Below are 26,374 nucleotides of genomic sequence, written 5' to 3'. Positions count from 1 at the left end.
GAGGGCGCCGCCGATCATTTGGAGGCGCCGGCAGGAATCCGTTGTCCCGCGCGACCTTTTCAGTCGCCTCTGCAAAACGGAGACTGAACCTTCGACAAGTTCAACGTCGCGATGCTGGCGCGTTCGGCGCTTACGCGGTGTCGCGGCATGGGCTGTCCTACTCAGCCTTTACGAAGCGTGGCAGCGTCACCTCGTGGCGGAGCGCAAGTGCTTCGCGACACCTTCCCCACGTTTTCGGCAGGGACAACTCCCACATTGTGCGGTTTTCGCTTCGTCGTCGTCCGAGGTCGCCTTGAAACAGTCTCGGCCGCTGCCTCCGGTCTGATGACGTTCCAGGTCGTAGTCTCGCGGAGGACGGCGCGCTCCGTGGGTTTTGCCGCCGCGACGACGATGCCGAATTAGTGTCGGCAAGGCTCCTTCCCGGTGTAAAGGCTCCCCGCCACCGAAACGGCCGGCAATTTCCTTCGCCTGCGAAAACTTGTGCGCGACAGGGTGCGCTCTCGAAACGCTTGAACTTCGCGGCGCTCCGTTTCACATATCGTAAGCGGGCAGTTAAAGCTGCGCCGCCGATCCCCGCTTTGGAGAACACATGTTCGCGGCCCGGTTCAGTCTTTTCTCGCTTCTCGGCTTTCGCGTCGTCATCGACGTCACGTGGTTTTTCCTCGCCTTCTACCTCGTGCTGACGCTCGCATCGAGGTATTTTCCCGGCGTGGTCCCTCATCAGAACTCCTATATGTACGTTGCCATGGGCATCGCGGGGGCGGCGGGGCTTTTCTTCTCCATAGTCATCCACGAGGTTGCCCACGCGTCCGTCGCGCGCCGCTTCGGCCTGCCGGTCGGCGATATCACGCTGTTCATTTTCGGCGGCGTCGCGGAAATCCGGCAGGAGCCGCAAACGCCACGTGCCGAGTTCTGGGTGGCGCTCATGGGCCCCGTGGCCAGCGTTGCGGTCGCGGCATTCTGCTACCTCGCGATGCTTTCGACGAGCCCGAACCTCCCCGCTTTGTCAGGCGTGTTCTCGTTTCTAGCTGTGGCGAATACGATGCTCGCGCTGTTCAACCTCGCCCCCGCCTTCCCGCTCGACGGCGGTCGCGTCATGCGATCTCTCATCTGGTGGCGCACCGGCAATCTGAGACGAGCGACGCGCATCTCGGCGGCGTTCGGGTCCGTCTTCGGCGCCTTCCTCGTGGTGATCGGCCTCATCCAGATCGTGAACGGCAACATGACGGGCGGCACATGGCTGCTTCTCATCGGCCTGTTCGTGGCGGCGGCGGCGGCGCAGGCGCGCGGCGTTACCAATGCGGCGGAAAACCTGCGCGGCGTTCGCGTCGACGATCTCATGGAGCGAAGCCCCGTAACGGTCGCGCCCGATCTCACCGTCGAACGGCTCGTCCGCGACACGATCTACCCGCAGAACCGCAAATTCGTCGTGGTGACGGAAGGCAACCGGGCTTTCGGCTTCATCGGCCCCGAGCAGATCCGCCGCATTCCCGAGTCGCAATGGCCCGAAACCTATGTCCGGGCCATCGCGGAGCCGTTCACTTTCGGCACCGTCGTTTCGCCCACAGCGACCGCCTTCGAGGCTCTGCGCAAACTGCAAGCCAACAGTTGCCGCCATCTGGCGGTGCTCGAAGGCACCACGCTTCTCGGCACGGTGTCCGAAACCGACTTCCTGAACTACGTCACGCTTCGGGAAGAACTGGCGCTGCCCAGGAAGGCGGCCACGCCGGAGCCCGCGACCTCGGGAAACTGAGCGTTTCGAGCGCAGCCGGAACCGTTCGCTCGAACGCGCTGTTCGAGAAGCCCGCGCGTGGCGTCGATACATGCCTCAGGCGGCCAGCATGCGGTCGACTTCGCGCACGAGATCCTTCAGATGGATGGGCTTCGACAGGATCCGCGCCTTCTCGGGCGCCTCCTGGTAGTGTTGAAGCGCAACCGCCGCGAAACCTGTGATGAACATGATCTTCATATCCGGGTCAAGTTCGGCGCCGCGCTTGGCAAGCTCGATCCCGTCCATTTCCGGCATGACGATGTCCGTCAACAGGAGCGTGACGCGGTTCTCCTTGAGCCCCTCAAGCGCGTCAGCACCGTTGTCGTAGGAGATCACCTCATAGCCCGCGCGCTCCAGAGCCTTCGACAGGAAACGCCGCATCGAATCGTCATCTTCCGCCAGCAAGATTGTAAACATGGCACCCGAACTCAAAAAACAGAACGCGTTCGTTCGACCGTCACCTCAGCCGAACAGCTTTCAATCGACGTTTATCTCATCTTGAAACAAATGCGATCCTCAACCTTGCCTTAACCTTACCAGATCGCAAACGGCCGCTACCTCGTTGGCTTCACGCCCTTTTTTCCTCGCACCGACGGAAGCGAAGCCCGAGGAGGCGGCCAACCCGTTAACCGTGCGACCATGCCGGGCCCTTGCAGCAGGATCCCCCCGCCGCGGAGTGCGGCTTTGGACTCTCAAATCGTTGCATCACGGGCGCGGTCTTCGCCTAATCCGCAGGAACGCAGCCTGCATCGTTGGCAAGAGGCAGGGAATCGGCGCAGAATCGGCCCTGCTTCGAAGGCTGCGGAAGCAGGACGAAAGACCGCCCTGCCGCACGCTCACGAAGGCTCCTCCGGCGGAATTTATCCTGTTTTTACCGTGCGTTTACCTCATGTTTGCAGTTCGTCTGCTAGAGAGAGACGCATGCCCGTATCCTCTTGCGGTTCGTAAGACTGATCGTTCAGGACCACAGGGGCAGCGAGCGCTTTTCCATCGATAGGGCGGGACAGGACAACGTGAAAAAAGGCCGCTTGGAAAATGGCGACCTCGATGTCGAAAACACCCGCGACAGGCGCGCGGCGTGGGACATCGCGCCAGAGGGCGAGCCCGATGCCAATCGCGGCGACGATACTTTGACGCCCGCCGAAAGATCTCCGAATCAGGAGAAGCCCGGTCGTTCGGCGCTGTTCGACGGGGGCCAAGACGCCGAAACGCAGCTTTACGCCTATCTACAGAAGATGCGCGCGGCGCGCCCAAAGGGCTTTCCGCCCATGGAAGAGCTGACAGCCCGCATTGGCGAGTTTTCCACGCCTCGCGCTTTCGAAGCCACACCTTCAGCGCCGCCGACGCATCCCGCCGCCGCGCAGGGCCAGACAACGGAGCTTGCCTGGTTCGAACAGAAATTCGCGGAGTTGAAATCGGCTTTCGGCCGCCAGGAAGCCGACAAGAGCGAAATCGTCTCCATCAACGAAAAGCTCGCAGAAATCATCGCTCGGGTCGATCGGCTTGCCGAGGCGATGCCCGGCGAGCAAACCATGGTGGCGGTCGAGACAAAGCTTCAGGATCTGTCGCGGTCGCTCGACTCGACGCGCAAGCAGACGGCATCCGATGCCGAGCGCATCGCGCGCGCCGCGAAGGAAATTCTCGTGGCAACCGGCCGTGCCGAGGTCGCCCGACAGGGGTTCGAGACGGCCGCGCGGCATACGGTCAAGGAACTCGGGCAAACGGTCGCCGTAGCCGCGTCGCGCGCCGCCGTCGTCACCGCGGAACACATCGCCGCGGCGCTTAACGAGAGCGGCGACATCGGCGGAATCGGCCGCGTCGAGAACGAGCTTCGTGCGCTCAACGCCCAGTCGCGGGAGAGCGGCGAACGCACGGCCGCCGCGCTCGAACGCGTCCACGACACGCTGCGTCAGTTCCTCGAACGCGATCAATCGGGCGACCGCATCGCCACGGTGACCGCGCCATCGGCTTCGACACCGGCACCCACCCAGAAGCGGCGGGCCGGCGTCCATATGCCCATCGCCTCCGGCGCGGCCGTTTACACGCGCCCCGATGCCGAATTCGGGTCCGAACCGACGCAGATGCCGCACCTCGGCTCCATCACGAGCCGCTCGGCTGTGGGAGCGGATGCGAACCTGTTGCGCGCGCTCGAAGAGGCGGATCGGGGGATTCAGTCCGGCGCCAGCCAAGGCGATGCGAGCGCGAGGCAGCCACAGCCCACATCCAAGAGTTCGCTTTTCTCCGATGACGACAAGACGCTGCCGCTGATCGGCCTGTCGGTCGTCGCCGTCGTCCTGCTGATTGCGAGCGCGGTACTCTATTATCTCCACTCACAGGCGAAACGCCCCGCCGCTCAGACGCCGGTGGCCGAGCAGACCGAAATCGCGCAGCCTGCTGCGCCGGTGCAAACGCAGCCGGTCCTCGCCCCGAAGACGAGCAACGCGAACGCTCAGAACCGGGGCGCCGCGTCGAAGTCCGCCTCCTTCACGCCCTTTCTGCCGTCACTCCTTTCCGCCTCGGATCAGGGTGGCGCACCGCTCAAGAGCGAAGATCTTCAGGAGTTGACCAACGCGGCGAGCCGGGGCGATCGCGATGCCCAGTTTCGCATCGCGAGCCGTTTCCTGAGGGAAGAGAACGGCCAGAGCGACCCCGCGGCGGCTTCCCGCTGGCTCGCACGCGCGGCCGAGCAGGGCCACGCCGAGTCGCAGTTCGTGCTCGCCTCGCTTTACGAGCGCGGCGCGGGTGTGCAGAAGAACGAAGGCCAGGCGATTGATCTGTATCGCCGCGCCGTCGCCGCCGGTCATGTGCGCGCCATGCACAACCTCGCGGTGCTGCTGACGGCGCACGATAAGCCCGAGGATTACAAGCAGGCGGCGAGCCTGTTCACCGCCGCCGCGCAAGCCGGACTGACCGACAGCCAGTTCAATCTGGCGCTGCTTTACGAACGCGGCCTTGGGCTCGCCAAGGACTATCAGAAGGCTTTCTTCTGGTATGAAGTTGCGTCACGCGAGGGCGACAAGGAAGCGATCCGCGCCGCCGGACGTGTCAAGCATCTGCTCTCGGCTGCGGAAACGCAGGCCGCACAGGACAAGGCCGGGACCTGGCAGCCTTCCGTCCAACAACTGCCACGTGTGGCAAGCGGCGCCGGTCGCGGCTGAAGATGAACTTCGCAGCGCTCGTACAAGCCTTTTCGCGCCACGGCTTTTCGCGTGACGACTTTCGCCCTCTCATCTAAAACCGCCGAAACATCCAGCCGCCACGCGCCGGTTCCACCAACCATGCAGGTGTATCTGCCCATTGCCGAAATGCCGGTCAACGTGCTGCTCATGCTTGGGCTCGGCGGCGCGGTCGGCTTCCTGTCGGGCATGTTCGGCGTGGGCGGCGGCTTCCTGATGACGCCGCTTCTGATCTTCGCGGGCGTGCCGAGCGCCGTCGCCGTCGCGACCGGAGCGAACCCGCTCATCGCGTCCTCGATCACGGGCACAGTCGCGCAAGCGCGCCGCAAGAACCTCGACACGAAGCTCGGCCTTTATCTGCTCGCGGGCGGCGCGGTGGGGGCGTTCTGGGGTGTGCTCATCATCCGATACTTGCGCCAGATCGGGCAGGTGGACCTGTTCGTGTCCCTTCTCTATGTGGTGTTCATGGGAGCGGTCGGCTCGATCATGCTGGTGGAGAGCCTGCGCGCTCTGCGCAAGGTGAGGCGCGGCCAACCATCCCCGAAGCGCACGGGGCGGCATGGCTGGATGCACGGCCTGCCCTTCAAGACGCGCTTTCCAGCGTCGAAACTCTATATCAGCGCCATCCCGCCGGTAGTAGCCGGCGTGCTCGTCGGCGTGATGTCGGGCGTCATGGGGGTCGGCGGCGGCTTCATCCTCGTGCCGATCCTCATCTATCTGCTGCGCGTTCCGACGAATGTGGCGGTCGGCACCTCGCTGTTTCAGATCATCTTCGTGAGCGCCATCACGACGGTGCTTCAGGCCGCGATGAACCAGACGGTCGATATCGCTCTCGCACTCCTGCTGATGCTCGGCGGCGCGTTCGGCGCCCAGATCGGGGCAACGGCGGGGCAGAAGCTTCGCGCGGAGGAATTGCGCCTCCTGCTCGCCCTGCTGGTGCTTGCTGTCGGCGTCAGGCTCGGCGTCGACCTCATCCTGCCGGGCGAGATGTTCAGCGTCACGAGCGAATCCTGACATGGGAACGCGGATCGCCCTCATCGCCCGAAAGCTGAGACGGATCGCAGTCCCGGCAGCGCTCGCACTGATGCTGTTCAGCGGCACCGGTTCGGCAACCTCGGACATCATCGAGGCAGGCGCCGCGCAAAATCAGTTTTACATCGAGCCCAGCTATGACGGCACGAGCGTCGTGCTGTTCGGCGCGGTCGACCGCGACCGGCTGAAGAACGAGCCGTTCGACATCGCGGTAACGCTTCGCGGCCCGGTCCAGCCCGTCGTCGTCTGGAAGAAGGATCGTCGCGCGGGGCTTTGGGTGAATTCGCAGCGCCTGATCTTCGACGGCGTGCCGAACTATTTCGCCGTTCTTTCGACGCGCCCGCTCGCCGACATCGCGCCGCTCGCCGAACGCGACAGGTACGGTCTCGGCATCGACGTCTTGAGCCTTCCGATCCGCGACGAGCAGAAGAATCCGCCCTCGAAGCTCACACGGTCGGAATTTGAGGCGGCGCTCGTGAAGCAGAAGAACGCGGCGGGGCTGTTCGTGGAAGAAGCGCGCGCAATCGATTTCTTTGGCGTCAGCCTGTTTCGTACGAAAACCTTTCTGCCAGCCGCAGCCGGACCGGGCCTTTACGTTGCGCACTTCTACGTGCTGCAAGGCGGCAAGGTCATCGGCGACGCGACGGCGCGCATCCGGCTGCGAAAGATCGGCATCGAGGCGCGGTTGTCGACCACCGCCGCCGACCATCCCTGGCTTTACGGCGTCATCGCGGTTTTGCTCGCGGCCGTCGTCGGTGGCGCGACATCGTACCTGACGGGGCGACGGGCGTAAAAAAACCCGGAAGCGCTCGCGCCCCCGGGTTGGCATGCCCCCATGCATTCGGAAATGTCAGGCCGCACGATCTTCAATCAGTTGCGGCGAGGCGACCGGGTTCACACGCGCCTGCGCGATGAACCATACATAAAGCCCGCCCTGACCGAGTAGCGGATCGAAGGCGGAATTCAGCACGTTGTTGCCCGCGGAGTAGTCGCCGAGCGACGGCAGCACCATGCGCATGCCATTCGACACGAAGCACCGCCCGCGCACGCGATGGCCGTATTGCGAGACCTGCGCCACCGGATGCAGGCCGCCCGCGATTTCGTTCGCGATGGGCGCTCGCACCGGCTCGCCGCGAAACTTGATGCCGCCCAGCACAAGCTGCGGCACGAGCGTGCCGCCCACATCTGGCGTTTCGGTGAGGTGGTTCGTCACCCAATACCAGTCGCGGCCTTCCATCATGTCCTGGAGCCAGTCGCGCTGATGATGAGCAAGCGCACAGGGGGAGTGAACCGCGAAGCTGTTGCCGAGCGCCACGACGCGAAGCGGGTCGTAGCGGTCGAGCGCGTCTTCGAGCTTTTCGAAGGCGGATGCCTGATCGTAGGGCGGCAGAACGACGTCCTCGCCCTCAAGATACGAGCACTGGGACAGTTTCAGGTCCGCGACGATAAGCGTGTTTTCCGCAGGCCAGTAAAGAGCGCCCGTCGGGTCGGCGATGAAAGATTTACCGCCGAGAAGAATTCGCGAAGCGCCTGAATCGTGAAGTAACGCGGTTGTGTCGCGCGCAAGCGTTGCAGCAAGCATTCCTGTTAGCCCTCAGCAGGCCGGCGATGAACTCAAGCCGGAACCCGCACGCGCCGTCCGGGAAATACGCCGCACAACGGACATGCATTGACTGTGAAACAGGGTGGAGGATGACTGATTCGTGAGCCTTATGTTACAAAACAATTACTTCGGTTTACTTTCGATCAATCGAGGCGAAAACTTGGCGCATGTTGCCCCTTCGCCACAAAGTCGCCATCGAGACTAACGCGCGTTCAAGCCGCCTTCGTGCTCTGCGCAGTCCGCATGAAATAGGGCAACAGCCGGAACCGCGCATAAGGCAGATAATGCTGGTTCTGGATCAGCCCCTCGAATTGCGTGAGGCGCTCCAGCACGCCATGAAGATTGGCCGCTTCGGGCCCCGAATTTGCCCCGCACAACGCCCGCACCACGGCCTTCTTGTGATCGGGCTGCTGATTTTTCAGATAGATCTTGGTGTCGAGGGCGCCCGATAGGTCCGGCGGCAGGTCGCCCGGATATTGCGTCCCGATGGCTATCCCTGCGCCGAACGCCCTGCCCTCGCGCGCGAGGCTTTCGAGATGCGAAGAGTTCGCGACGCGCCACGCCTCGTCCACAACCAGCAGGCGCGTGAGCTTCCTCGGCTGCACGCGGCGCAAGAGCACGCCATGCAGGCGGATGATGATGAGTTCGGCGAGCGCGGCCTTGATCTCGTCCGTCGGCAGCGCGAACAGCGACAGGACAAGCCGCTCGTCGAGCATCGCCTCGAACGGCACCGGCAGTTCGTCCGACTTCGGGAACAGCCCAAGCTCGAACAGCGGCGCGATGCGGTCGAGAAGGCTGATCGCCTGCGGGTTCTTCGTCTCTTTCTGCTCTTCGAGGATGGCGACGACGTCGTCGAAGCTCGGCGGGCGAATGGACTCGGCTTCGACCCAGCGCTGCGGATTGATACCGCGCCGCTCGAAAGCCTCCTTCATCGCGTCGCGCAGCACCGCCGTCTGCCGGTCGCCCAGGCCGAAGACGCGCTTCAACACGCCGGTGATGGTGAAAATATGCTCGATAGGCTGCGCCAACCCGTCATCGCTGGGCGACGGCATGAGCGGGTTGAACGGAATGCCGAAGCGGCGCACGTCGTGAACCTTCAGCCCGATGGCCTGCACGAAACTGCGTTCGGAATAGTCGTTCTTGAAGTCGAAGATGCAGATCGGGAAGCCGAGCCCCGCGATGCCGTCGATCAGCACGTTCAGCGTCTGCGTCTTGCCGGAGCCGGGATCGCCCGTGACGAGGATGCCGAAGTTCAGAAGCTTCGCCTCGGTCTCGAACGGCGCCCAGTGGACCGGGCCGCCGTCCTCATGCGTGCCGAGCATGACGGCAGGCGCGGAAGGCTGACGGCGGCGCGGCGCGGGCGGAGGCGGGGGTGCGGCTTCCTTCGGCGCGGCCTTTCCCTTCTCGCTTGCGGCTTCGTCCTCGTCTTCAACGGGCGCACCCACATAAGGAAACTGGACGATATCCCAGAGCGAGACGGCCTTCGTCAGCGGCCGCGCCTCGCGCTGCCAATCCTCGAAGCCCGGCAGATCCTTGCACACGCGGAAGAAATGGCGCGCGGCGTCGAGCCGCTCCCAGCACAGCATTTCGAAATGGGGCACGATGATCGCGTGCATGTCGTCGGCGTCGCGCAAAAGCGGAGCGATGAAACGGCCGGTCTTCGGCAGGCGTCCGCCACGCGGGCGCACGATCACCGGGCGCGAACCGTTCACGCTGCGCAGGAAATTGCGGATTTCCTCGGCCAGCGGTGCGCCGCGCCCTTCGTTGCACAGCGCGATCTCGCGCCGCTCGACGCTCTGCCCATCCTTCTGGAAGTCGGCCTCGATGACGACGGTTCCGCAGCGCCCGCGCACGCTGCGGCGCGTCTTGATGGCATCGACACCCTCGATCTCGGGAGCGGCGGCCTGCACGGCCCATTCGAGGATTTCGGCCTGCTGAAGCCCATTGCCGACCGATGGCTGAACCACACGCGAGGTCAACTCGCCGTGCCACTTGTCGTCGAAATTGATGCCGGGGGTAGCGGGCGCGAGCGTCACCAGCGTTTCCGCCAGCGGCGCGGGCGGCGGCGGCATATCGTCGATATCGGGAACGCGCCCGATCTGAAGATACACGCGGCGGAATTGCTGGATGAGTTCGAAGACATAGCGCGGCGTCTGCGCGCCGAGTTCGTCGATCATCCACGCAGGGAAGGGATAAAGCGGCTCTGCCGGATCGAGCTTCGCGCCCGTGCGGGCGAAAAGCTCCGCGAGCCGCCGACGCAACATCGATTCCGCCTGACGCCGACCGAGGGGCTTCAGGCGCACCGGCATCGCGCCGAAACGCTCCAGCCGGTCGCGGATCGAACCGTCGATACCGTCGGCAATGGTGTCGTAAAGCGCGGGCAGCACGGCATAGGCGACGGCAAGCGGCGGCAGCGTCTCGGCGAGGAGCGCGCCACGGCTGAACAGATGGCGCAGGCGCTGCTCCCATCCCGCAACACGGCTCTGTTCGAGCTGGTCGAACGCCAGGAACAGCGTGCCGCCGGTCGCGCCGATGACATTCACCAGCGCATCGATATGGCCGCGCGGAATGTAATCTTCCACGCCCTGCATGAGACGCACACCGCCGACGCTGACATTCAGCGGCTGACCACGCAGATAGGCGAAGGACTCGTCGTCGCCAGCCGCAGCCCCGAGCAGCGCCGTCACGAATGCTTCGGAAGGCACGGGCAGATGCGACTCGCGCTGGAGCGCGGCGCGGATCGAAACGATGAGCGGGCGCAGGTCGAAATCGCGAATGTCGCCATGTTCGTCGAGCACTTCATGGCAGAACGCGGTTACGAGCGCCGGGTCGCCACGCTGAAGCAGCGACGCGGCGAGGCGCGTCAGCGGCGACGGCGAGCCCGCATCGACGAGATAGCGCTCGGACAGGCGCGAGACGATGGCCCGCAGAAGCCACGCGTCGAGATCCTTTTCCGCGACAAGGTCCACCATCGGGAACAGCGCCGCGTAGACCCCGCCCTTCTGGTGCATGCGGCGGATGGCGGTAAGGAGCGTGTGCGTCTTGCCGGTGCCGGTCGCGCCCTTGATGAGCATCACGCGCGAGGCCGGGTCGGGGTTCTGCGCGCGCGCCTGCGCGACGATGGACGAAAGGCCGGTGTCCGCATCGGTCTCGATTTCGGCCACGTCCAGCCGCTCTTCGTCCGCCGCGCCGGCGAGCGAGGCTACGGCGCTGAAAACGCGGTCGAATTCGGGGCTTTTAAAAGCCTTGAGGCGGAGGTCCATGAGGGTGGCGTTACATCCATTGATTGACGATGAAGTGGCGTTCGTCGCGTCCGAGACGCAGGCGGGAGCGTTCCTTCAGGTTCGGGTCGAGGGGGCCGGCGATGTCGTAACGTTCGAGGTCGAGGAGTCCTTCGCGCGCGGCTTCGGCCAGATGTTGCTTGAATTCGTCGAGCGTGCCAAGCGCGAGCCCGGCGGCAAGCCCGGCGTCGTAAACCTGTGCGATGGCAACGCGGCCAGTATAGGGCCGGGTTTCAAGGTGCAGGGCGAGCTTCCTGACCGAGTCGGCGAATCCGTCCAAGCGAAATGCCCCCTTCGTCTCGACCGCCCCTTTCTCTCCCGCCGTCAGCGCGGCTCTGATGAGCGTCGCGCTCAAGTCGGCGAGCGTCCCCGCCGGACCATTGAAGGCGGACGACAGGAGGGCGGCATCGGCTTCGAGCACTGTACCCGAGTCGAGACCGGCGAAGGCGAGATAGATGCGGCGGCTCATCGGATCGAAGGAAAAAGACCGCTGAGGCCGAAGAAGGTGGATCGCGTAACGGTCGCCGAGCGCAAGGAGGATCAGACGCAGAAGCTCGCAGCGCACCTCCCCGCGCGAGGGGGACGCGGCGCGCATTTCGAGGCCGTAAAGCTTGCGCAAGGCGATAGCGCCGAGGTCCGCGCGCGCCCGGACGCCCTTACCGGCATCGGCATCCCCGAGCGCCTTTAATGCGAGAGCGCGCCTTGTTTCAGGCCATGTCGCCGTTGTGGGCTGTGCCGCGCGCAACACGCCGCTTTCTTCGGCAACGAGCCGCGCCTTGATGGCCTCGTTCAGCGCGGGTTCGGCGAGGGAGAATTCCGCCAGAGCGTCGAGCGCCTCGGCCTTCGGGCAACCGTCGCGGCGCGAGGCGACATAGCCCGCCACGACTTCTACCGGGGAGATCGGTTTGAGGCATTTCGGATTCGCCTGCGGCGGCAGTCGCGCGTCGTTTCTGATTGCTGTCATAACGTGCTGCCCGCGCGTCGCTTGCTAAATCGCCCTCCGATACTCAACCCTTTGTTCAGGTTAACTGATTCGTAACGATTGGGGAAGCCCGCCGATGTTCCCGGCGGCGTTTTCGCACGGAGGCGCGTGTCACGCCGGGAACGGGCGGGCGATGCGGCTCACACCGTGCTCGGTTTTTTCCCAGTGGAACGGCGCGCGAAAAAGTTGCCACAACGCGCGATAGGCGGCCGCCGACACGAACAGCCAGTAGATGGGAATGAAGAGGACATGCGCCATGAGATGTCTATGACGAGTTTCGGCGACTGCAAACGCCGAAAGCGCGATGTTTGCCGCGTAACCGCCGACGAAATTCACTGCGGCGATCCAGAGAAGCAGGTTTTCCGCCGCGCCTTCTCCGGCAAACAGCCTCCCCTGAAGTGCCTCGTAAAGCATCAGGATGTAAAACACGGGATGCGCCAGCGCTGAAACGATGATCCCCGCGAAATACGCATGGAACGAGAGAAACCCCGCGAAACCCAGTTCGGCCATCGCGTCGCGGGGGCTGCGCATATGCACGCCGAAGGTTTGCATCCAGCCCTTGAGCCAGCGCGTGCGCTGCCTGATCCACGGCATCGGACGACAGCATGCCTCCTCCCAGGTCGTGGATTCGAGTGTGCCCGTGCGATAGCCCGCCCGCGCGAGCCGCATGCCGAGGTCCGCATCCTCGGTGACGTTGTATGGATCCCACGCGCCAACCTCGCGAAGCGCGCACGTGCGGAAGTGGTTCGACGTGCCGCCGAGCGGCAGCGGCAGGCGGAAGCGCGCGAGCAGCGGCAGAAGCCCCCGGAACAGCGTCGCATATTCGATGGTGAACTGGCGCGACAGCCAGTTTTCCCTCGCGTTGTAATAATCGAGGCGGGCCTGGAGGCAGACGAGTGTGGCGGGCGCTTGCGCGAAGACCGTCGCCGCCTTGCGAAGCTGATCCGGCTCGGGACGGTCCTCCGCATCGTAGATCACGACGAATTCGCCGGTCGCGAAGTGAAGCGCAAAGTTCAGGGCCTTCGGCTTGGTGCGCGGCTCCCGATCCGGTACGATGACGAGATCGACATTGCCCGGGAAGGCGAGCTTTTCGGCCGCTTCGATGGTGGCGCGGTCAGACGCTTCAAGCACGATCTTGATGTCGAGCTTGGCGGCGGGATAATCCGGTATTATGGCGCAAACGCCACAAGAAAATCATCTGATTTGCTCTTAGATTCAAGGGCATGACAGAGATACGCACAGTTACGACATTACGTTCAAAGCGCGAAGAGATCGTTTCATCCATCAAGCTCTATGAGGATCGCATAAAGCAGGCGAGAGCGGACCTTGCTCATGTGAACGCCTGCATCAAGATCTTTGAGGCTTCAGGCGATCCAGAGGACATGCCCAGGTATGTGGATGTCTATCGGTTGTTCAAGAGAGGGGAGCAAATCGCGCTCTGCAAGGAAGCGCTCGCCAGCGGCCCAAAATCAACCCGTGAGCTTGCCTTGCATGTGATGGGAGCGAAGGGCCTCGATGTCGGAGACAAGGTTCTGGCGAAGGCCCTCGCGGCCCAGCTTATCCATGCGCTGAGAATGCAGGCTTCACGGGGAAAGATCGAACGGGTCGGGAAAAAGGGGACGGCGCTGATGTGGAGGCTGCCAAGCGGTTAAGTTGACAAAAAGATATCAACAACCGCGCTGTGGAATTCGGTCGCCTATGCTTGACCGAAACTGTTGCAAAGCGTCAAATTAGAAATACCCGCGAGCGTTTCTGTGGCCGGACGCGCTCAGCGGGTTTTTTGCAACCTTGAATGAGGTCTGATGCCCCAAGGATGTAGTGTTTTTAACACACCACCGCCTCTGGTCAAGTGTCAACCTCGATTCACACTCTCGCGAGGCGATGTTTTGAACAAAAACATGCATGAGATGATCCCCCATACGCTCGAAGGGGAAATCATAAACCAGCGCATCAAAGACGGTTATGTGAACGCCACCGCTATGTGCAAAGCGGCGGGGAAGCGCTTCTTCGATTACCATCGGCTTGACACCACGCAAGCATTCTTGGATGCCCTGTTTTCCGAAGCGGGAATCCCCGCTTCGGAACAAATTCAAACAGTTAAGGGCGGTTTCCCCGATCAGCAGGGTACTTGGGTGCACCCGAAGGTAGCCATCCATCTCGCTCAATGGCTTTCTGCGCGCTTCGCAGTGCAAGTCACAACATGGGTCTATGATTGGATGTCGCGCGGCATCCAGCCCACCCGCGCGCCGTTGCCATTTCATCTAGAACGCTACGTGCTGAATTATCAGAACGTGCCGAGGGGTTATTTCTCTGTTTTGACGGAGATGACTATCGCGCTCATCGCGCCATTGGAAATGGAAGGCTACACTCTTCCTGAGCGCATGTGGCCCGACATATCTGAGGGTAGAATGTTTGCAAAATGGCTCCGCGATAGAGGCTTTGAGCCGAATGGCCTACCAACCTACACTCACCTTTTCGCCGATGGTCGAAAGCCCGTGCAAGCGCGTGCCTACCCGGAATATCTACTTCCAGATTTCCGGGCGCACTTCCGAAATATCTGGCTTCCCTTGCGGGCGGCGGAATATTTCAGAGAACGAGATAAGGCGGCATTGACGTATCTGCCTAAACTCTTGCCCGCTCCGAATAAGATGGCCAGTTAGGGCTTAGGCAGCGGCCTTGTGCCGCTGCCAATACCCCGCGAAGTCAACGGACGGCTTGCGGGAGAGCGCAAGGCCAACGATGCGGTTCACCTGATCGCCGTTTGAAACGCGGCGGTTGTCTTCGCGCCATGAGGCTTCCTGAGCGTAGCGAAGGAGGTAGGTTCCCGCGACGTGGTGGTGATGGCCGATTTCCGCGCGGCGGAGACGCGAGAAGTAGCTTTCCGCCCAATTGGTGCAGGCGTCGTCAAGGCTATAGGCTTCCTCGTGGTTGATGCGGGCCATCTCGAAATGGCTGTCCAGCGAGTTCCACGAACCGGCTTCATCGGCGTTAAGCGTGGTTCCCTTGGCAACGCGGGCCTTGATGAAGGCAGCGGCGTGGCTTTCGGCCTTGAAGACCGCAGGAAGGGAATTGCCGTTGCGCTCGCGGATGATGACGACGCACTGGCGCTTGCCGTTCTGGTTCTTGGCGAAGCGACGGTCGCGGCGGTTCTCTGAGAGGTTGGCGGGCTTGACGTAACCGCCGAAATAACCGCCATCGACTTCCGCAACCTTGCCTTCGCCGCCGATCACGCGGCCCTTGAGTTCAGCCGCCATCGCTTCGCGGATCTTGTGCAGGAGCACGAAGCAAGCCTTGTAGGACACGCCGAGATCGCGGGAGATCGCGAGCGCGCTCTTGCCCTTCACCTCATTGCAGAAGATCGCTATAGCCGCGAGATACATGCGGAGCGGGAGCTTGTGAGAGGCGAAGAGCGTGCCAGAGGTAAGCGTGAAGTCCTTGGCGCAGGCGCGGCAACGGAAGCGCAGGGAACCGTTAGCGCGGCGAGCCGAGTAGGCATCCACGCCGCCGCAATGCGGGCAAACCGGAGCGCCCTTTGTCTCAGGCCAGCGGATTTGAGCGAAGACTTCTTCCGCCTTCTCATCCGACATGCGGAACACCTGAGCAAGGCTGAGGGTCTTTGCTGCCTTGGAGAGTAGGAAGTGCTGCGCCATTGGTGTCATCCCCGTTCTTATGGTGTCGAATATGACACCTAAGATAGGGATTGTCAACGCAGAAAGTGTCAGATATGATCGCTTCAGATCAGGAGTGACACTATGGACACAGAAGAAGGCGGCAAGGAACTTGCCGAACGCCTATCGCGCTACATCAAGGGCGAGTTGAAGAAGGCAAACGTCACCTATGAGGCGCTAGCCGAACGCCTCAAGGAACATGGGTTTCAGAAGGAAACGAAGGACTCAATCAAGTCCAAGCTGAAGCGGGGAACGTTCACGGCGACGTTTTTCGTCTCCGTGCTGCTGGCGTTGGGAAAGGATGGGATTAGGCTGGAGGATATTTAACGAGAAGCTTATAAAGATAGTCGAATCCAATTCACTCCTTAAGGAGCGGCGACTGAGAATGTTAAAGAGGTATCGGCTGGCGAGTATAGTGGCACTCTCGCTGATTTCTTTTTTAGTCTTCTGTGGGCTGGAGAAGCAATCACATGCTGATTCCGCAAACGAGCAACAGAATGCTCAACGGGTCAAGATTGAACAGCATCCCAACGGTACTGCTAAGGGCGATAGAAATACCAGCCAGCAACAGAAAGCCTCCTCTGAGAAACTTATCCATGTACAGGAAACGCCACCCAGCCATTTGCGCATGGAAGGCCAGCCAGATAGCCAAAAAAGCGGAGATGACGCTTCCGAGTTTTGGGTCATTTCCGGCAGAAAGCTGAAAATAACTGATACGCTCTTGGCTATTTTTACCTTCTTTCTTGTCGTCATTGGAGCGTGGCAGGGGCACGTTATCTCGGGCCAAATCGAGCTTGCCAGAGGGCAATCCGCCGACACCAAAGCCTCCATCGCAGAAGCCGTGCGAGCTGCTACCGCTATGGAGCGTGTCGCCGATGGCATTGCCGAAAGTGTCAAGACTGGCGCTGAAAGCGTTGCCGCTCTTCGGGAAAGAACCGCAATGCAAATGCGCGCCTATGTATCTGTTTTGGTAGGCACTGCAATCTATCAGGAACGAGAAAAAAACGTCCGTTTTGAAGCAAGACCAGTAATTGTTAATAACGGGGGAACCCCAGCTCATAAGCTTAGTTATTGGGCAAATATCGCAATATTGCCAGCTATCTTGCCGGATGATTTTGCATTTCCCGAACCTTCCGAACGAAGTACTCAACATGCCGCTGTATTGGGTCCGCACCAACATTTTATAATCAATAAGGTAGTAGAAACCTTTATTCCAGATGATGAAGTCGCTGCGACAAAACTCGGTGTAGAAAGAGCGGTTTATATTTGGGGTTGTATCGAATACGATGACATTTTTGGGGATACTCACTACACTAAATTTGCTCAGTTGATAACGTGGATTGGCTCCGCCGGTGAAGAAGTTATTTATGGCTATTATTGCCAACGTCATAATGAAGCAAACTAAGGCGGCCAGAACCGCGCGGGCTCTCACTCAAAGCCCCTTGTGGCGTTTGCGCCATAATACCGGGATAATCGATAGCAGCGAGCGCCTGCGCCAGATGCGGCAGGATCGCCGTCTCCCTGTAGAGCGGCACGAGCACCGTATAGCGGGGAAGTTCGGCATCGCCAAGCAGGCGTGCTTCCTTCGCCTTCCGGCGCGGCAGTGCGATGTTGATAGCGGCTGCGGCCCGCAGCGCGATGGTCAGCAGGAAGAAGACCGACAATATCAGCGATGCGAGCGTCAGGGTTTCGGCGGGAGCGATTGCGACCGCGCCCAGCGCGAGCCCGGCCAGGACCGTGGCGAAATAGAGTTGCCAAGGCGCAACCCCAGCCTTCGCGCTCCAATCGGGCCGCGCCTTGAGGAGCCCGCGAACGGCCGTTTCGACAAGCTCGCGGCCATGCGAGCGCGTCACCGCGTCGATCAGCTGCTGACGCGTCATCAGCATGACGCGGTCGCGCTTCGGCCCGAGACGACGCGCGAGCGCCGCAAGCGTGGTCGGCGAATACGTCTCCCCATTGACGGCGATCATGGAGCCGCCCCCGCCCGAAAACCGCACCGGCTTTTCGAAGAGCCGCCATGCATCGTCGAGGATTTCCGGCAACCGCGTCGCTTCTCCGTCCGCGGGTTCGGAAAGCTGGAGCGAGCGCGACAGCCGCCCCGTCAGGTCCGACGCCTTGATCGCGCCTTGCGCTACGGCCGCCTGCACCAGCCCGACGCGGGCGCGGGCCGCGTCGTTCTCAAGTTTTCGGATCTGGTTTGGGGACGCGCCGAGTTCGACAAGAAAGCCACGCTCGATGTCGCTCAGAACCCAATCGGAATTCGCCGGGACGCGGCTGCTACCGCTTGCGTGCGCAATTTCGGAAGGGGTATGCTTCCACTCGAACGGGACGAAGGACTGCGGAGCGAGGTCCATTTTTTCTCTTTACGCAAAACTTATATTACAGGATGAGAAAGACCGCCTGCGGATGCCCTGTCCACAAACTGAAGGTTGCGGCCAATGATAAGTTCGAGACTGTTGCCGCCGCGCCGGGCGCTCCGCCTCATCGCGCTGTTTTTCTGTGTGGTTTTCGCGGTTACGGTGCTCGCCGCCGAGGACAATCCCGACGCGGCCGAAAGGGCCGAGAACGCGCAGAAGCTGCGAGACATTCAGGTTGGACCGAAGCCGGACTGGTCGTGGCTGCCGCAGCTTCGCGTGCTGACGGAGGCGGACTATCCGCCCTTCAACTACTATGACGAGGAAGGCCGGCTCACGGGGTTCAACATCGACCTCGCCCGCGCCATCTGCCGCGAGCTTTCCGTCGATTGCGACGTCTCCGCCGCCGAATGGTCGACGCTCGTGCCTTCGCTCACGGCGAATGAAGCGGATGCCGTGATCGCTTCCATGGCCATCAATGGCAAGACGGTCGCCGACGTGGACTTCACCAACCGCTATTACATGACGCCCGCGCGCTTCGTCGGCCGGACCGGCGCGCTGTTCCGCGAAGTCTCGGTCGAGGCGCTCAGGGGCGAGAAGGTCGCCGTCATCAAGGGGTCCGCGCACGAGGCGTTCCTGCGCGACTTCTTCGACGGCGCCAAGATCGTGCCGTTCGACACCGCCGCCGACGCACGCGGCGCGCTGAAGGCGGGCAACGTGGACCTCCTGTTCGGGGACGGCATTTCGCTGATGTTCTGGATACAGGGCACCGACGCGAACCGCTGCTGCGAGTTCAAGGGCGGCGGCTATACGGAAGCGCGCTATTTCGGCGACGGCGTCGGCATCGCGGTGAAGAAGGGCAATACGCGCCTGCGCGAGGTACTGGATTACGCGCTCGCCCGCGTCAAGGCTTCGGGCCGATATGAAGAACTGATGCTACGTTATTTCCCGCTGCCGCTTTATTAGAGCGCGGAGCGGCCGAAGCGTTCTGTGTTTGCACTACACCGATCCAACTCAATCGAAAGCGCGAGGACAGCATGGAACTCGACGGAAAGATCGCCATCGTAACCGGTGCGGCGGGCGGCATCGGCTTGGCAATCGCGAAACGCTACGTGCAAGCGGGCGCGCGCGTCGCCATCGCGGATGTGAGGCTCGACGCAGCCGAGCAGGCAGCGCGCTCGCTCGGCGGGCCGGACAAGGCGATTGCGCTCGAAATGGACGTGACGAGCGAGGACGCCGTGAATGCGGGCGTCGCGAAGACCGTGGAGACCTTCGGCACGGTGGACATTCTCGTGTCGAACGCGGGCGTGCAGATCGTGCATCCGGTGGAGGCTTTCCCCTACGCCGACTGGAAGAAGATGCTCGCGATCCACCTCGACGGCGCGTTCCTCACCTCGAAGGCGTGCCTGCCGCATATGTACAAGCAGAAGTCCGGCACGATCATCTTCATGGGCTCGGTGCATTCGAAAGCGCCGTCCGCGCTGAAATCGGCTTATGTGACCGCGAAGCACGGGCTTCAGGGCCTCGCGCGCGTGATCGCGATGGAAGGCGCAAGCCACGGCGTGCGCACCAACGTCATCTGTCCGGGCTTCGTGAAGACGCCGCTCGTCGAAAAGCAGATCCCCGAGCAGGCCGCGCGCCTCAACATCTCCGAGAGGGAGGTTGTGGAGCGCATCATGCTCGGCCAGACGGTGGACAAGGAATTCACCACCATGGAGGACGTGGCCGAGGTGGCGCTGTTCTTCGCGGCCTTCCCGACCAACGCGCTCACGGGCCAGTCGCTCGTGGTCAGCCACGGCTGGTTCATGAACTGAGCGGATCGCGGCGGACGTGCCGCCGCATCTCCCGCTATTGTCGCTCGTTCAGCGTGGCCTTGCCCGCGTTCGCCTTGACATGCGCCACGATGGCGTCAGTCGGCCAGCACGTCAGCGGAAGCCCCGCCCGCTTCTGATATGCGCCAACGGCCGCGCGCGTGCGCCCGCCCGCCTTGCCGTCAACCGTGTCGGCATAGAGGCCGAGGCCGCTCAGTCGCTTCTGCAAATATTCCACGTCGGAGGTGTGAACCTGGCGGATCGGCTCCCACGCCTTGGCGAAGGGCCCCTGCCCGCGGATGCGGTCGGCGAGATGGGCGACATAGAGCGCATAGAGGTCGCTCTTGTTGTATTCGCGGATCACCTGAAAGTTCTGCGTGGTGAGAAAGGCCGGGCCGTAGATGCCGGCGGGCTGAAGCAGCGACACCTCAACCCCGCGCAGCGCGTCCGGGAACCGCTCGCCCTTCAGCGGTCGCACGCCGAGACGCTCCCATTCGCCGACCGTTTTCGTCAGGTCGAGATAGCCGAGGCTGCAATCCACGCCTTCCGGCGCGCGCACCTCGAAGCCCCACGGTTCCTTCGCGTTCCAGCCGATGGCGTGGAGGTTGCGCGCCAGCGCCGTAAGCGCATCGGGCACCGAGCGCCAGATGTCGAGCTTCCGCCCGTCCGGTTCGACCGCGTATTTCAGATAGTCCGTCGGCATGAACTGCACGAGGCCGAACGCGCCCGCCCACGAGGTCTTGAAAGTCTCGGGCGTAATCGCGCCGATCTGCACCATCTTCAGCGCGTCGATGAACTGCTTCCGGAACAGTTCCGCGCGCCGCCCGATATAGCCTTGCGTGGCGAGCACGCGAAGCCCGCTATAGCCGTCGTGGTGCGTGCCGAACGCGGTTTCCCGGCCCCATAGGCCGAGCATGATGTAGGGGTCGACGTCGTAGCGGCTTTTCAGGTCGGCCAGCGTCTTCTCGTGGCGCGCGGCCAGATTCCGGCCCTTGACGCGCAAGCTCGCCATCTGCTGCTCGGAAACATATTGCGCGGGCGTGCGCACGAATTCCGGCTGCTCGCCCTGCGATTTGCGGTTGCCGATGTCGAGATCGGGCAAACTGAAATCCGCCGTGAGCGGGCGCGTGGCGCGGTCGTAGACCTCGGGCTTGACGCCCGCATCAAGTGCCGTCTGCCGGAACGACGCGACCCATGTGCGAAAGCCGTCCTGTGTCGGCTCGGCGGAGAGCGCGGGTCGCGCGATCGAGACGGCCAAAAGGACGCAGAGCAATCCGCCGCAAAACGCGACGAGAGAGGATATTTTGTGCTGTCTCCGATGTATCATCTTGTCTACCTCGTGGAACATGCGGCGGCGCAAGGCTTTCCGCTCTCGCCGCCTGCTTGCCTGTTCGGGGTCTTCGGGATCACGCATCACGTCAGGTGCGCGTCGGGGGATGAAATCATGCCATCCCTGAAGTTGGCCTATCATAGGAGGGACAATCACAGCGGGTAAAATTTTGTCTTTTTATGGTCAACGCCGATTTCTGAAAGGTTTACCTTGTCCGTGGCCTACATCAACAAGATCGCGACCGCAGTCCCGCCCCATCAGGTCCATAAAGCCTTCATCGCTTTTCAGAGGCAGATACTGACGGATACACGGCAGCGCTCGATTTTCGACCGCCTCGTGCAAATGGGCCAGATCGAAAATCGCTTCTCATGCGTCGTGCCCGCAGAGGACCACATAGGCGCGTCGATCAACGGCGAAGTCTTCTACGCACCCGGCAATTTCCCGAGCACCGGCAGGCGCATGCGTCAATACGAGATCGAAGCGCCTATCCTCGCCGAGCGCGCGGTCACGCGGCTGGACCTCGGCGCGACTAAGGACGAGATCAGCCACCTTATCGTCACATCCTGCACGGGCTTCTCGGCACCCGGCGTCGACCTCGAACTCGTCAGCCGCCTGGGCCTCAACCCTACCGTCGAGCGCACCATCGTCGGTTTCATGGGCTGCTATGCGGCCATCAATGCGCTGAAGCTCGCGCGCCACATCGTGCGCTCGGAACCATCCGCGAAGGTGCTTGTCGTCAGCATCGAGCTTTGCACGCTGCATTTTCAGGAAACGCAGGAGTTCGAGCAGATGATGCCTTTTCTCCTGTTCGCGGACGGCGCGGCGGCGGCGCTCATCAGCGCCGAACCGGTGGGCCTTTCGATGGAGCGGTTTTACGCGACGGTCATGCCCGAGGCTTCGGATCAAATGGGCTGGCATATCGGCGATCTCGGCTTCGACATGGTGCTGTCGACCCGCATCCCGGCCTCTGTCGGCGAGGCGATCAACCGCGCCGCCGACGCCATCCTCAACGGCTGGAAGACGAAGGACGTCGAGCTTTGGGCCGTGCATCCGGGCGGTCGCGCCGTGCTCGACGCGGTGGAAGCCGCGTTCAGCCTGCCGATCACGGCGCTTGAGGCGTCTCGGCAAACGCTGCGGGACTTCGGCAACATGTCGTCCGCAACCGTGCTCTTCGTGCTGAAGTCCGTGCTTGAGAACGCGCGGGCAGGCGCGAAAGGCTGCGCCATGTCGTTCGGGCCGGGGCTTACGGCGGAGACGATGCTTTTCGAGGCCGTGTAGCGCGATGCCCGATTTCTCCCGGCGGGATACCACACCGGAACTGATGGACCATGAGGAGGTGCCTTACGAGGAGCACCGCGCGGTGCTTCGACAACTCACACGCGCGAACGAGTTGTCGCTCGCCTATCGCCCGACGCTGGCCTTTTTCCGGCGGCTGAAGCGGGAGGGCCGCTGGCCGAAAGACCGCCCGCTCGTCGTTGTCGACGCCGCCAGCGGTTACGGCGACATGTCGCGCAAGGTGGACCGCTGGGCGCGAAAAAACGGGCTCGCGGCGCAATTCCTTGGCGTCGACATGAACCCGCGCGCGGCGCGCGCCGCAGCAGAAGCGACGCCACCCTCAGAGACCCTTACATGGATCACGGCAAATTTGTTCGACTTTCGGCCTGATTTGGGGGTGGATATCGTGATGTCTTCGTTGTTCACCCATCATTTGCCGGGACCGGAACTCGTGCGTTTCATTCGCTGGATGGAGGATACGGCGCGCATTGGCTGGATCGTCAACGATCTGGAGCGCCATCCGCTGCCCTACTATTTTCTCAAGGCCGTGTTCTTCGCGACGCGCCGGCACCGCTTCATGCGCCACGACGGGCCCGTGTCGGTCGCGAGCGCCTTCAAGCGCGAGGACTGGCAAAGGCTGCTCGCCGAGGCGGGGCTTGCCCCCGGCGCCACGAGCATCGAGTCGTGGACGCCGTTCAGGCTTTGCGTGACGCGGATCAGGGACGCGGCGGCATGAATTACGATGCAGCGGTGATCGGCGGGGGCCCGGCTGGGGCCGCCCTTGCCACTCATCTTGCGCGGGACGGGCGCAGCGTCGTGCTGTTCGAGAAAGAAGCCGTGCCCCACGACAAGGTATGCGGCGAATTCCTGAGCCACGAGGGCGTCGGCTATCTCGAGTCGCTCGGCCTTCCGGTGGACGAACTGGGCGCGTTGACGCTCACCCACGTGCGGCTCGCGGGGCCGAGCGAACCGGTCACGGCGCCGCTCCCCTTCGAGGCGCGAAGCCTGTCGCGGCGTGTGCTCGACGAGGCGCTGCTGCGGCTTGCGGCGAGCGCGGGCGCGGAAATCCGGCGCGGGGTACGCATCAAGGGCGTGCGTGGAACGATGAACGGCTTTGCCTTCCTGCCCGAACGCGGCAGCGAAGTGTTTGCGAACGCCGCGTTCCTCGCCAGCGGAAAGCACGACATCAAGGATTTCAAGCGCGAGCGCGGCGCCCACCCCGAATGCCTCGCGTTCAAGACGTACTGGCAGCTCCGGCCCGACCAGGCGGCGGCGCTTTCCGGCCATATCGAACTCATCCTGTTTCGCGGCGGCTATGCCGGCCTTCAGCCGGTCGAGGGCGGGCGCGCCAATCTGTGCCTCATCGTCCGCAAGGACATCTACGCCGAACGCTACGGCTCATGGGAAGCGCTGCTCGACGCGCTTCAGCATGAAGCACCGCACGCCGGACGGCGGCTTTCCGGCGCTGAATGCCTCACCGGCAAGCCGCTCGCCATCGCAGGCCTGCCCTACGGCTTTCTCGCCCGTTCGAATGGCTGGCTCTGGCGGATCGGCGATCAGGCAGCCGTCATTCCGTCCTTCTCGGGCGACGGCATGTCGATCGCACTCCACACCGCGCATCGCGCCGCCGAAATCTACCTTTCCGGCGGAAGCGCGGAGGCCTATCAGGCGGCGCTTGCCCGCGATCTGTCCGCACAGCTTCGCCGAGCCACGGCCTTGTCGCGCCTGCTCGTCAGCCCGATGGGACAGAAGATAGCGATGAATGCCGCCTATATGCTCCCGCGCATGCTGTCGCTCGGCGCGGACTGGACGCGCATTCCGCCGCGCGCGCTCGATCGAGCCGCGTTGTAGCGTCGTCGCGGCACGGCCGACGCATCATAAAAGTCTGTTCAAAACGAAGCGTCATCGGTGCCCGCTATGGTCTTTCGCCGGTTTGCGCCTTATAGCTTGGGGATCGTATCGACGAGACCGATCTATGAAAGGTGTCGCGATGATCCCGACCTTCGAAACGCCACGCCTCATTCTTCGCCCGCCTCGCATGGAGGACGCCGCCGCGACGCAGGCTCTTTTCCCGAACTGGGAAATCGTGCGCTTTCTGAGTGATCGTGTGCCTTGGCCTTATCCCGAAGACGGCGCGCTGACTTTCTATCGGGATTTCGTGCTTCCGGCCGTCGAAGCAGGCGAACTGTGGAGTTGGGTGATCTGGCTCAAGGGCGGTCCCGATCACCATATCGGCAGCGTCGAGCTGAGAGACGCGCAAGACGACAATCGCGGCTTCTGGCTGGGGCTGCCGTGGCACGGGCAAGGCATCATGACCGAGGCCTGCGAACCCGTGACGGACTTCTGGTTCAATACGCTCGGCCGCGAAACGCTGAGGGTCGCGAAGGCCCCGGATAACAGGGCTTCCCGCCGCGTCACCGAAAAGCAGGGCGCCCGCGTCGTCGCCGTCGAAAAGCGAAGCTATGTCGGCGGCATTTGCGAAGCGGAACTCTGGGAAATCACGCGCGAAGGCTGGAACGCGCGCAGCCGAGGCTGAAGCGACGCCTTGAATGTCAAGCCCGCCAGATCGCCCCGGAACTTCCTCCCGCAAATCGCTGGCGCGGCTGCCTTCCCTCGTGCTTCTGCGTTGCGCAGCGGAAGAGCCGTATCGCAATATTTTTGCTATTCGCGCGAGCTTTGCCTTACAGCGCGAAAAATGATTGCTTTCATGTGGGATCGGCGGTTGAATCTCCCCAAACGGAGGATGATTGATGACCGACACGACACCCGGCTTTGCAACCCTTTCCATCCATGCTGGCGCACAACCCGACCCCGCCACCGGCGCGCGCATCACGCCCATCTACCAGACAGCATCCTATGTGTTCGATAACGCCGAGCATGCCGCCGCCCTGTTCGGCCTTCAGGCGTTCGGCAACATCTACACGCGCATGAACAACCCGACGCAAGCCGTGCTCGAAGCGCGCCTCGCAGCGCTCGAAGGCGGCACGGCGGCGCTCGCGGTCGCGTCGGGTCACGCCGCTCAGTTTCTCGTCTTCCACGTGCTGCTTGAGCCGGGCGACGAGTTCATCGCCGCGCGTCAGCTTTATGGCGGTTCCATCAACCAGTTCAACAACGCCTTCAAGAAGTTCGGTTGGAACGTGGTTTGGGCCGACGGCGACGACCCGGCGAGCTTCGAGGCTGCCGTCACACCGAAGACGAAAGCCATCTTTGTCGAGTCCATCGCGAACCCCGGCGGCATCGTCATCGATGTGCCCGCGATTGCGGCGGTCGCCCGGAAAGCAGGCGTGCCCCTCATCGTCGACAACACCCTCGCGACGCCCTATCTCTTCCGCCCGAAGGAGCACGGCGCAGACATCGTCGTGCATTCGCTCACCAAGTTCCTCGGCGGTCAGGGCAATTCGCTCGGTGGCGCCATCATCGACAGCGGCACGTTCGACTGGCTCCAAAGCGGGCGCTATCCCGCGATTACGGAGCCGAACCCGTCCTATCACGGCCTCAACATCGGTGAGACTTTCGGCAACTTCGCGTTCGCTATCGCCGCGCGCGTGTTGAGCCTCCGCGATCTCGGCCCCGCCATTTCACCGTTCAACGCCTTCCTGATCCTGAATGGCATCGAAACGCTTCCCATTCGCATCGAGCGTCATGTGCAAAATGCGCTGAAGGTCGCCGAGTGGCTCGAGAAGCATCCGAAGGTCGCGTGGGTCAACTATGCGGGCCTGCCGGGCAACCGCTATTATGAGCTGGCCCAGCGGCTCACGCCGAAGGGCGCAGGCGCAGTGTTCACCTTCGGGCTGAAGGGCGGTTATGAGGCTGGCGTCAATCTCATCGCGAACGTGAAGCTGTTCTCGCTTCTCGCCAATATCGGCGACGTGCGAAGCCTCATCATTCACCCGGCCTCCACGACCCATTCGCAGCTCACGCCGGAGCAGCGCGAAGCGGCGGGCGCGGGCGACGACACCGTGCGCCTCTCCATCGGCATCGAGGACGCGGCGGACATCGTCGCCGACCTCGAACAGGCGCTTGCCGAGCAGTAGTGTTCGCGCGGCGTATCTCGCGAGGCCGGACGTAACCCGGTCTCGCGGGCGCGCGTC

23 protein-coding genes are annotated in these 26,374 nt (G+C 62.7%); 15 read left to right on the top strand and 8 right to left on the bottom strand.

The genetic code is table 11. From position 1 onward, the window contains the following. Positions 1-589: 589 nt before the first annotated feature. Entirely contained in the window at positions 590-1,753 is a 1,164-nt protein-coding gene (locus tag KKP04_RS08125; protein ID WP_215029046.1) for a site-2 protease family protein, read from the top strand. 75 nt (positions 1,754-1,828) lie between these two features. On the opposite strand, the gene cpdR is transcribed toward KKP04_RS08125, so the two are convergent. Continuing rightward, the gene (gene cpdR, locus KKP04_RS08120; RefSeq protein ID WP_215029043.1) at positions 1,829-2,188 is read right to left on the bottom strand and encodes a cell cycle two-component system response regulator CpdR; all 360 of its coding nucleotides are present in this window, start codon (positions 2,186-2,188) and stop codon (positions 1,829-1,831) included. Between the two features lie 596 nt (positions 2,189-2,784). On the opposite strand from cpdR, the gene KKP04_RS15915 reads away from it, so the two are divergent. From KKP04_RS15915 to KKP04_RS08105, 3 genes are all read left to right on the top strand, one after another. After that, positions 2,785-4,929, top strand: a complete 2,145-nt coding sequence (locus KKP04_RS15915) for a tetratricopeptide repeat protein (RefSeq protein WP_215029039.1) — start codon at positions 2,785-2,787, stop codon at positions 4,927-4,929. Between the two features lie 120 nt (positions 4,930-5,049). After that, on the top strand, positions 5,050-5,961 hold the full coding sequence (locus tag KKP04_RS08110) for a sulfite exporter TauE/SafE family protein (RefSeq protein ID WP_215029036.1): 912 nt from the start codon (positions 5,050-5,052) through the stop codon (positions 5,959-5,961). Position 5,962: 1 nt separating this feature from the next. Then, a complete protein-coding gene (locus tag KKP04_RS08105; RefSeq protein WP_215029033.1) occupies positions 5,963-6,772 on the top strand; it encodes a TIGR02186 family protein in 810 nt (269 codons plus the stop codon). Between the two features lie 57 nt (positions 6,773-6,829). Here KKP04_RS08105 and KKP04_RS08100 read toward each other — a convergent pair whose 3' ends face one another. The 4 genes from KKP04_RS08100 to KKP04_RS08085 all read right to left on the bottom strand — a co-directional run bounded on the left by KKP04_RS08100 (position 6,830) and on the right by KKP04_RS08085 (position 13,015). Beyond that, positions 6,830-7,561 carry a metallophosphoesterase gene (locus KKP04_RS08100; RefSeq protein ID WP_215029030.1) on the bottom strand — a complete coding sequence of 244 codons (732 nt, stop codon included), beginning with the start codon at positions 7,559-7,561 and terminating at the stop codon, positions 6,830-6,832. 233 nt (positions 7,562-7,794) lie between these two features. Next, a complete protein-coding gene (locus tag KKP04_RS08095; RefSeq protein ID WP_215029027.1) occupies positions 7,795-10,845 on the bottom strand; it encodes a hypothetical protein in 3,051 nt (1,016 codons plus the stop codon). Between the two features lie 10 nt (positions 10,846-10,855). Beyond that, positions 10,856-11,827, bottom strand: coding sequence for a hypothetical protein (locus KKP04_RS08090; RefSeq protein ID WP_215029024.1), 972 nt, complete (start codon positions 11,825-11,827; stop codon positions 10,856-10,858). Between the two features lie 129 nt (positions 11,828-11,956). Beyond that, complete coding sequence (locus tag KKP04_RS08085) at positions 11,957-13,015, bottom strand: glycosyltransferase family 2 protein (protein WP_371818736.1); 1,059 nt, start codon at positions 13,013-13,015, stop codon at positions 11,957-11,959. 53 nt (positions 13,016-13,068) lie between these two features. Between KKP04_RS08085 and KKP04_RS08080 the strand changes: the two genes are divergently transcribed. Further along, positions 13,069-13,497: a hypothetical protein gene (locus KKP04_RS08080; protein WP_215029008.1), complete on the top strand. Its 429-nt coding sequence runs from the start codon at positions 13,069-13,071 to the stop codon at positions 13,495-13,497. Positions 13,498-13,731: 234 nt separating this feature from the next. After that, positions 13,732-14,505, top strand: coding sequence for a KilA-N domain-containing protein (locus KKP04_RS08075; protein WP_251133977.1), 774 nt, complete (start codon positions 13,732-13,734; stop codon positions 14,503-14,505). 3 nt (positions 14,506-14,508) lie between these two features. On the opposite strand, the gene KKP04_RS08070 is transcribed toward KKP04_RS08075, so the two are convergent. Further along, positions 14,509-15,495 carry an IS1595 family transposase gene (locus tag KKP04_RS08070; RefSeq protein WP_215029005.1) on the bottom strand — a complete coding sequence of 329 codons (987 nt, stop codon included), beginning with the start codon at positions 15,493-15,495 and terminating at the stop codon, positions 14,509-14,511. A 102-nt stretch (positions 15,496-15,597) separates the two neighbouring features. On the opposite strand from KKP04_RS08070, the gene KKP04_RS08065 reads away from it, so the two are divergent. Both KKP04_RS08065 and KKP04_RS08060 read left to right on the top strand, forming a co-directional pair. Further along, positions 15,598-15,840, top strand: a complete 243-nt coding sequence (locus tag KKP04_RS08065) for a DUF6471 domain-containing protein (RefSeq protein ID WP_215029002.1) — start codon at positions 15,598-15,600, stop codon at positions 15,838-15,840. An 88-nt stretch (positions 15,841-15,928) separates the two neighbouring features. Next, a complete protein-coding gene (locus KKP04_RS08060) occupies positions 15,929-16,918 on the top strand; it encodes a hypothetical protein (protein WP_215028999.1) in 990 nt (329 codons plus the stop codon). On the opposite strand, the gene KKP04_RS08055 is transcribed toward KKP04_RS08060, so the two are convergent. Beyond that, a complete protein-coding gene (locus KKP04_RS08055) occupies positions 16,875-17,867 on the bottom strand; it encodes a hypothetical protein (RefSeq protein ID WP_215028996.1) in 993 nt (330 codons plus the stop codon). The two genes, KKP04_RS08060 and KKP04_RS08055, sit on opposite strands and share 44 nt — an antisense overlap. Positions 17,868-17,951: 84 nt before the next feature. Between KKP04_RS08055 and KKP04_RS08050 the strand changes: the two genes are divergently transcribed. Further along, positions 17,952-18,833, top strand: coding sequence for a transporter substrate-binding domain-containing protein (locus KKP04_RS08050; RefSeq protein WP_215028994.1), 882 nt, complete (start codon positions 17,952-17,954; stop codon positions 18,831-18,833). A 71-nt stretch (positions 18,834-18,904) separates the two neighbouring features. After that, entirely contained in the window at positions 18,905-19,681 is a 777-nt protein-coding gene (locus KKP04_RS08045; protein ID WP_215028992.1) for a 3-hydroxybutyrate dehydrogenase, read from the top strand. 34 nt (positions 19,682-19,715) lie between these two features. Here the strand turns inward: KKP04_RS08045 and KKP04_RS08040 are convergent, their stop codons facing one another. Continuing rightward, positions 19,716-21,005, bottom strand: a complete 1,290-nt coding sequence (locus KKP04_RS08040; protein WP_215028988.1) for a lytic murein transglycosylase — start codon at positions 21,003-21,005, stop codon at positions 19,716-19,718. A 219-nt stretch (positions 21,006-21,224) separates the two neighbouring features. Between KKP04_RS08040 and KKP04_RS08035 the strand changes: the two genes are divergently transcribed. From KKP04_RS08035 to KKP04_RS08015, 5 genes are all read left to right on the top strand, one after another. Further along, positions 21,225-22,286 carry a type III polyketide synthase gene (locus tag KKP04_RS08035; RefSeq protein WP_371818733.1) on the top strand — a complete coding sequence of 354 codons (1,062 nt, stop codon included), beginning with the start codon at positions 21,225-21,227 and terminating at the stop codon, positions 22,284-22,286. Between the two features lie 4 nt (positions 22,287-22,290). Next, positions 22,291-23,019: a methyltransferase domain-containing protein gene (locus KKP04_RS08030; protein WP_215028982.1), complete on the top strand. Its 729-nt coding sequence runs from the start codon at positions 22,291-22,293 to the stop codon at positions 23,017-23,019. Further along, positions 23,016-24,134: an NAD(P)/FAD-dependent oxidoreductase gene (locus KKP04_RS08025; protein ID WP_215028979.1), complete on the top strand. Its 1,119-nt coding sequence runs from the start codon at positions 23,016-23,018 to the stop codon at positions 24,132-24,134. Before KKP04_RS08030 ends, KKP04_RS08025 begins: the two co-directional genes overlap by 4 nt. Before the next feature lie 124 nt (positions 24,135-24,258). After that, entirely contained in the window at positions 24,259-24,819 is a 561-nt protein-coding gene (locus KKP04_RS08020) for a GNAT family N-acetyltransferase (RefSeq protein ID WP_215028976.1), read from the top strand. A 214-nt stretch (positions 24,820-25,033) separates the two neighbouring features. Continuing rightward, a complete protein-coding gene (locus KKP04_RS08015; protein ID WP_215028973.1) occupies positions 25,034-26,317 on the top strand; it encodes an O-acetylhomoserine aminocarboxypropyltransferase in 1,284 nt (427 codons plus the stop codon). The last annotated feature ends 57 nt before the right edge of the window (positions 26,318-26,374 follow it).

It is taken from the genome of Rhodomicrobium sp. Az07 (assembly GCF_018619475.1).
GTDB lineage: Bacteria > Pseudomonadota > Alphaproteobacteria > Rhizobiales > Rhodomicrobiaceae > Rhodomicrobium.
This window is presented reverse-complemented; position numbering and strand designations above follow the sequence as displayed.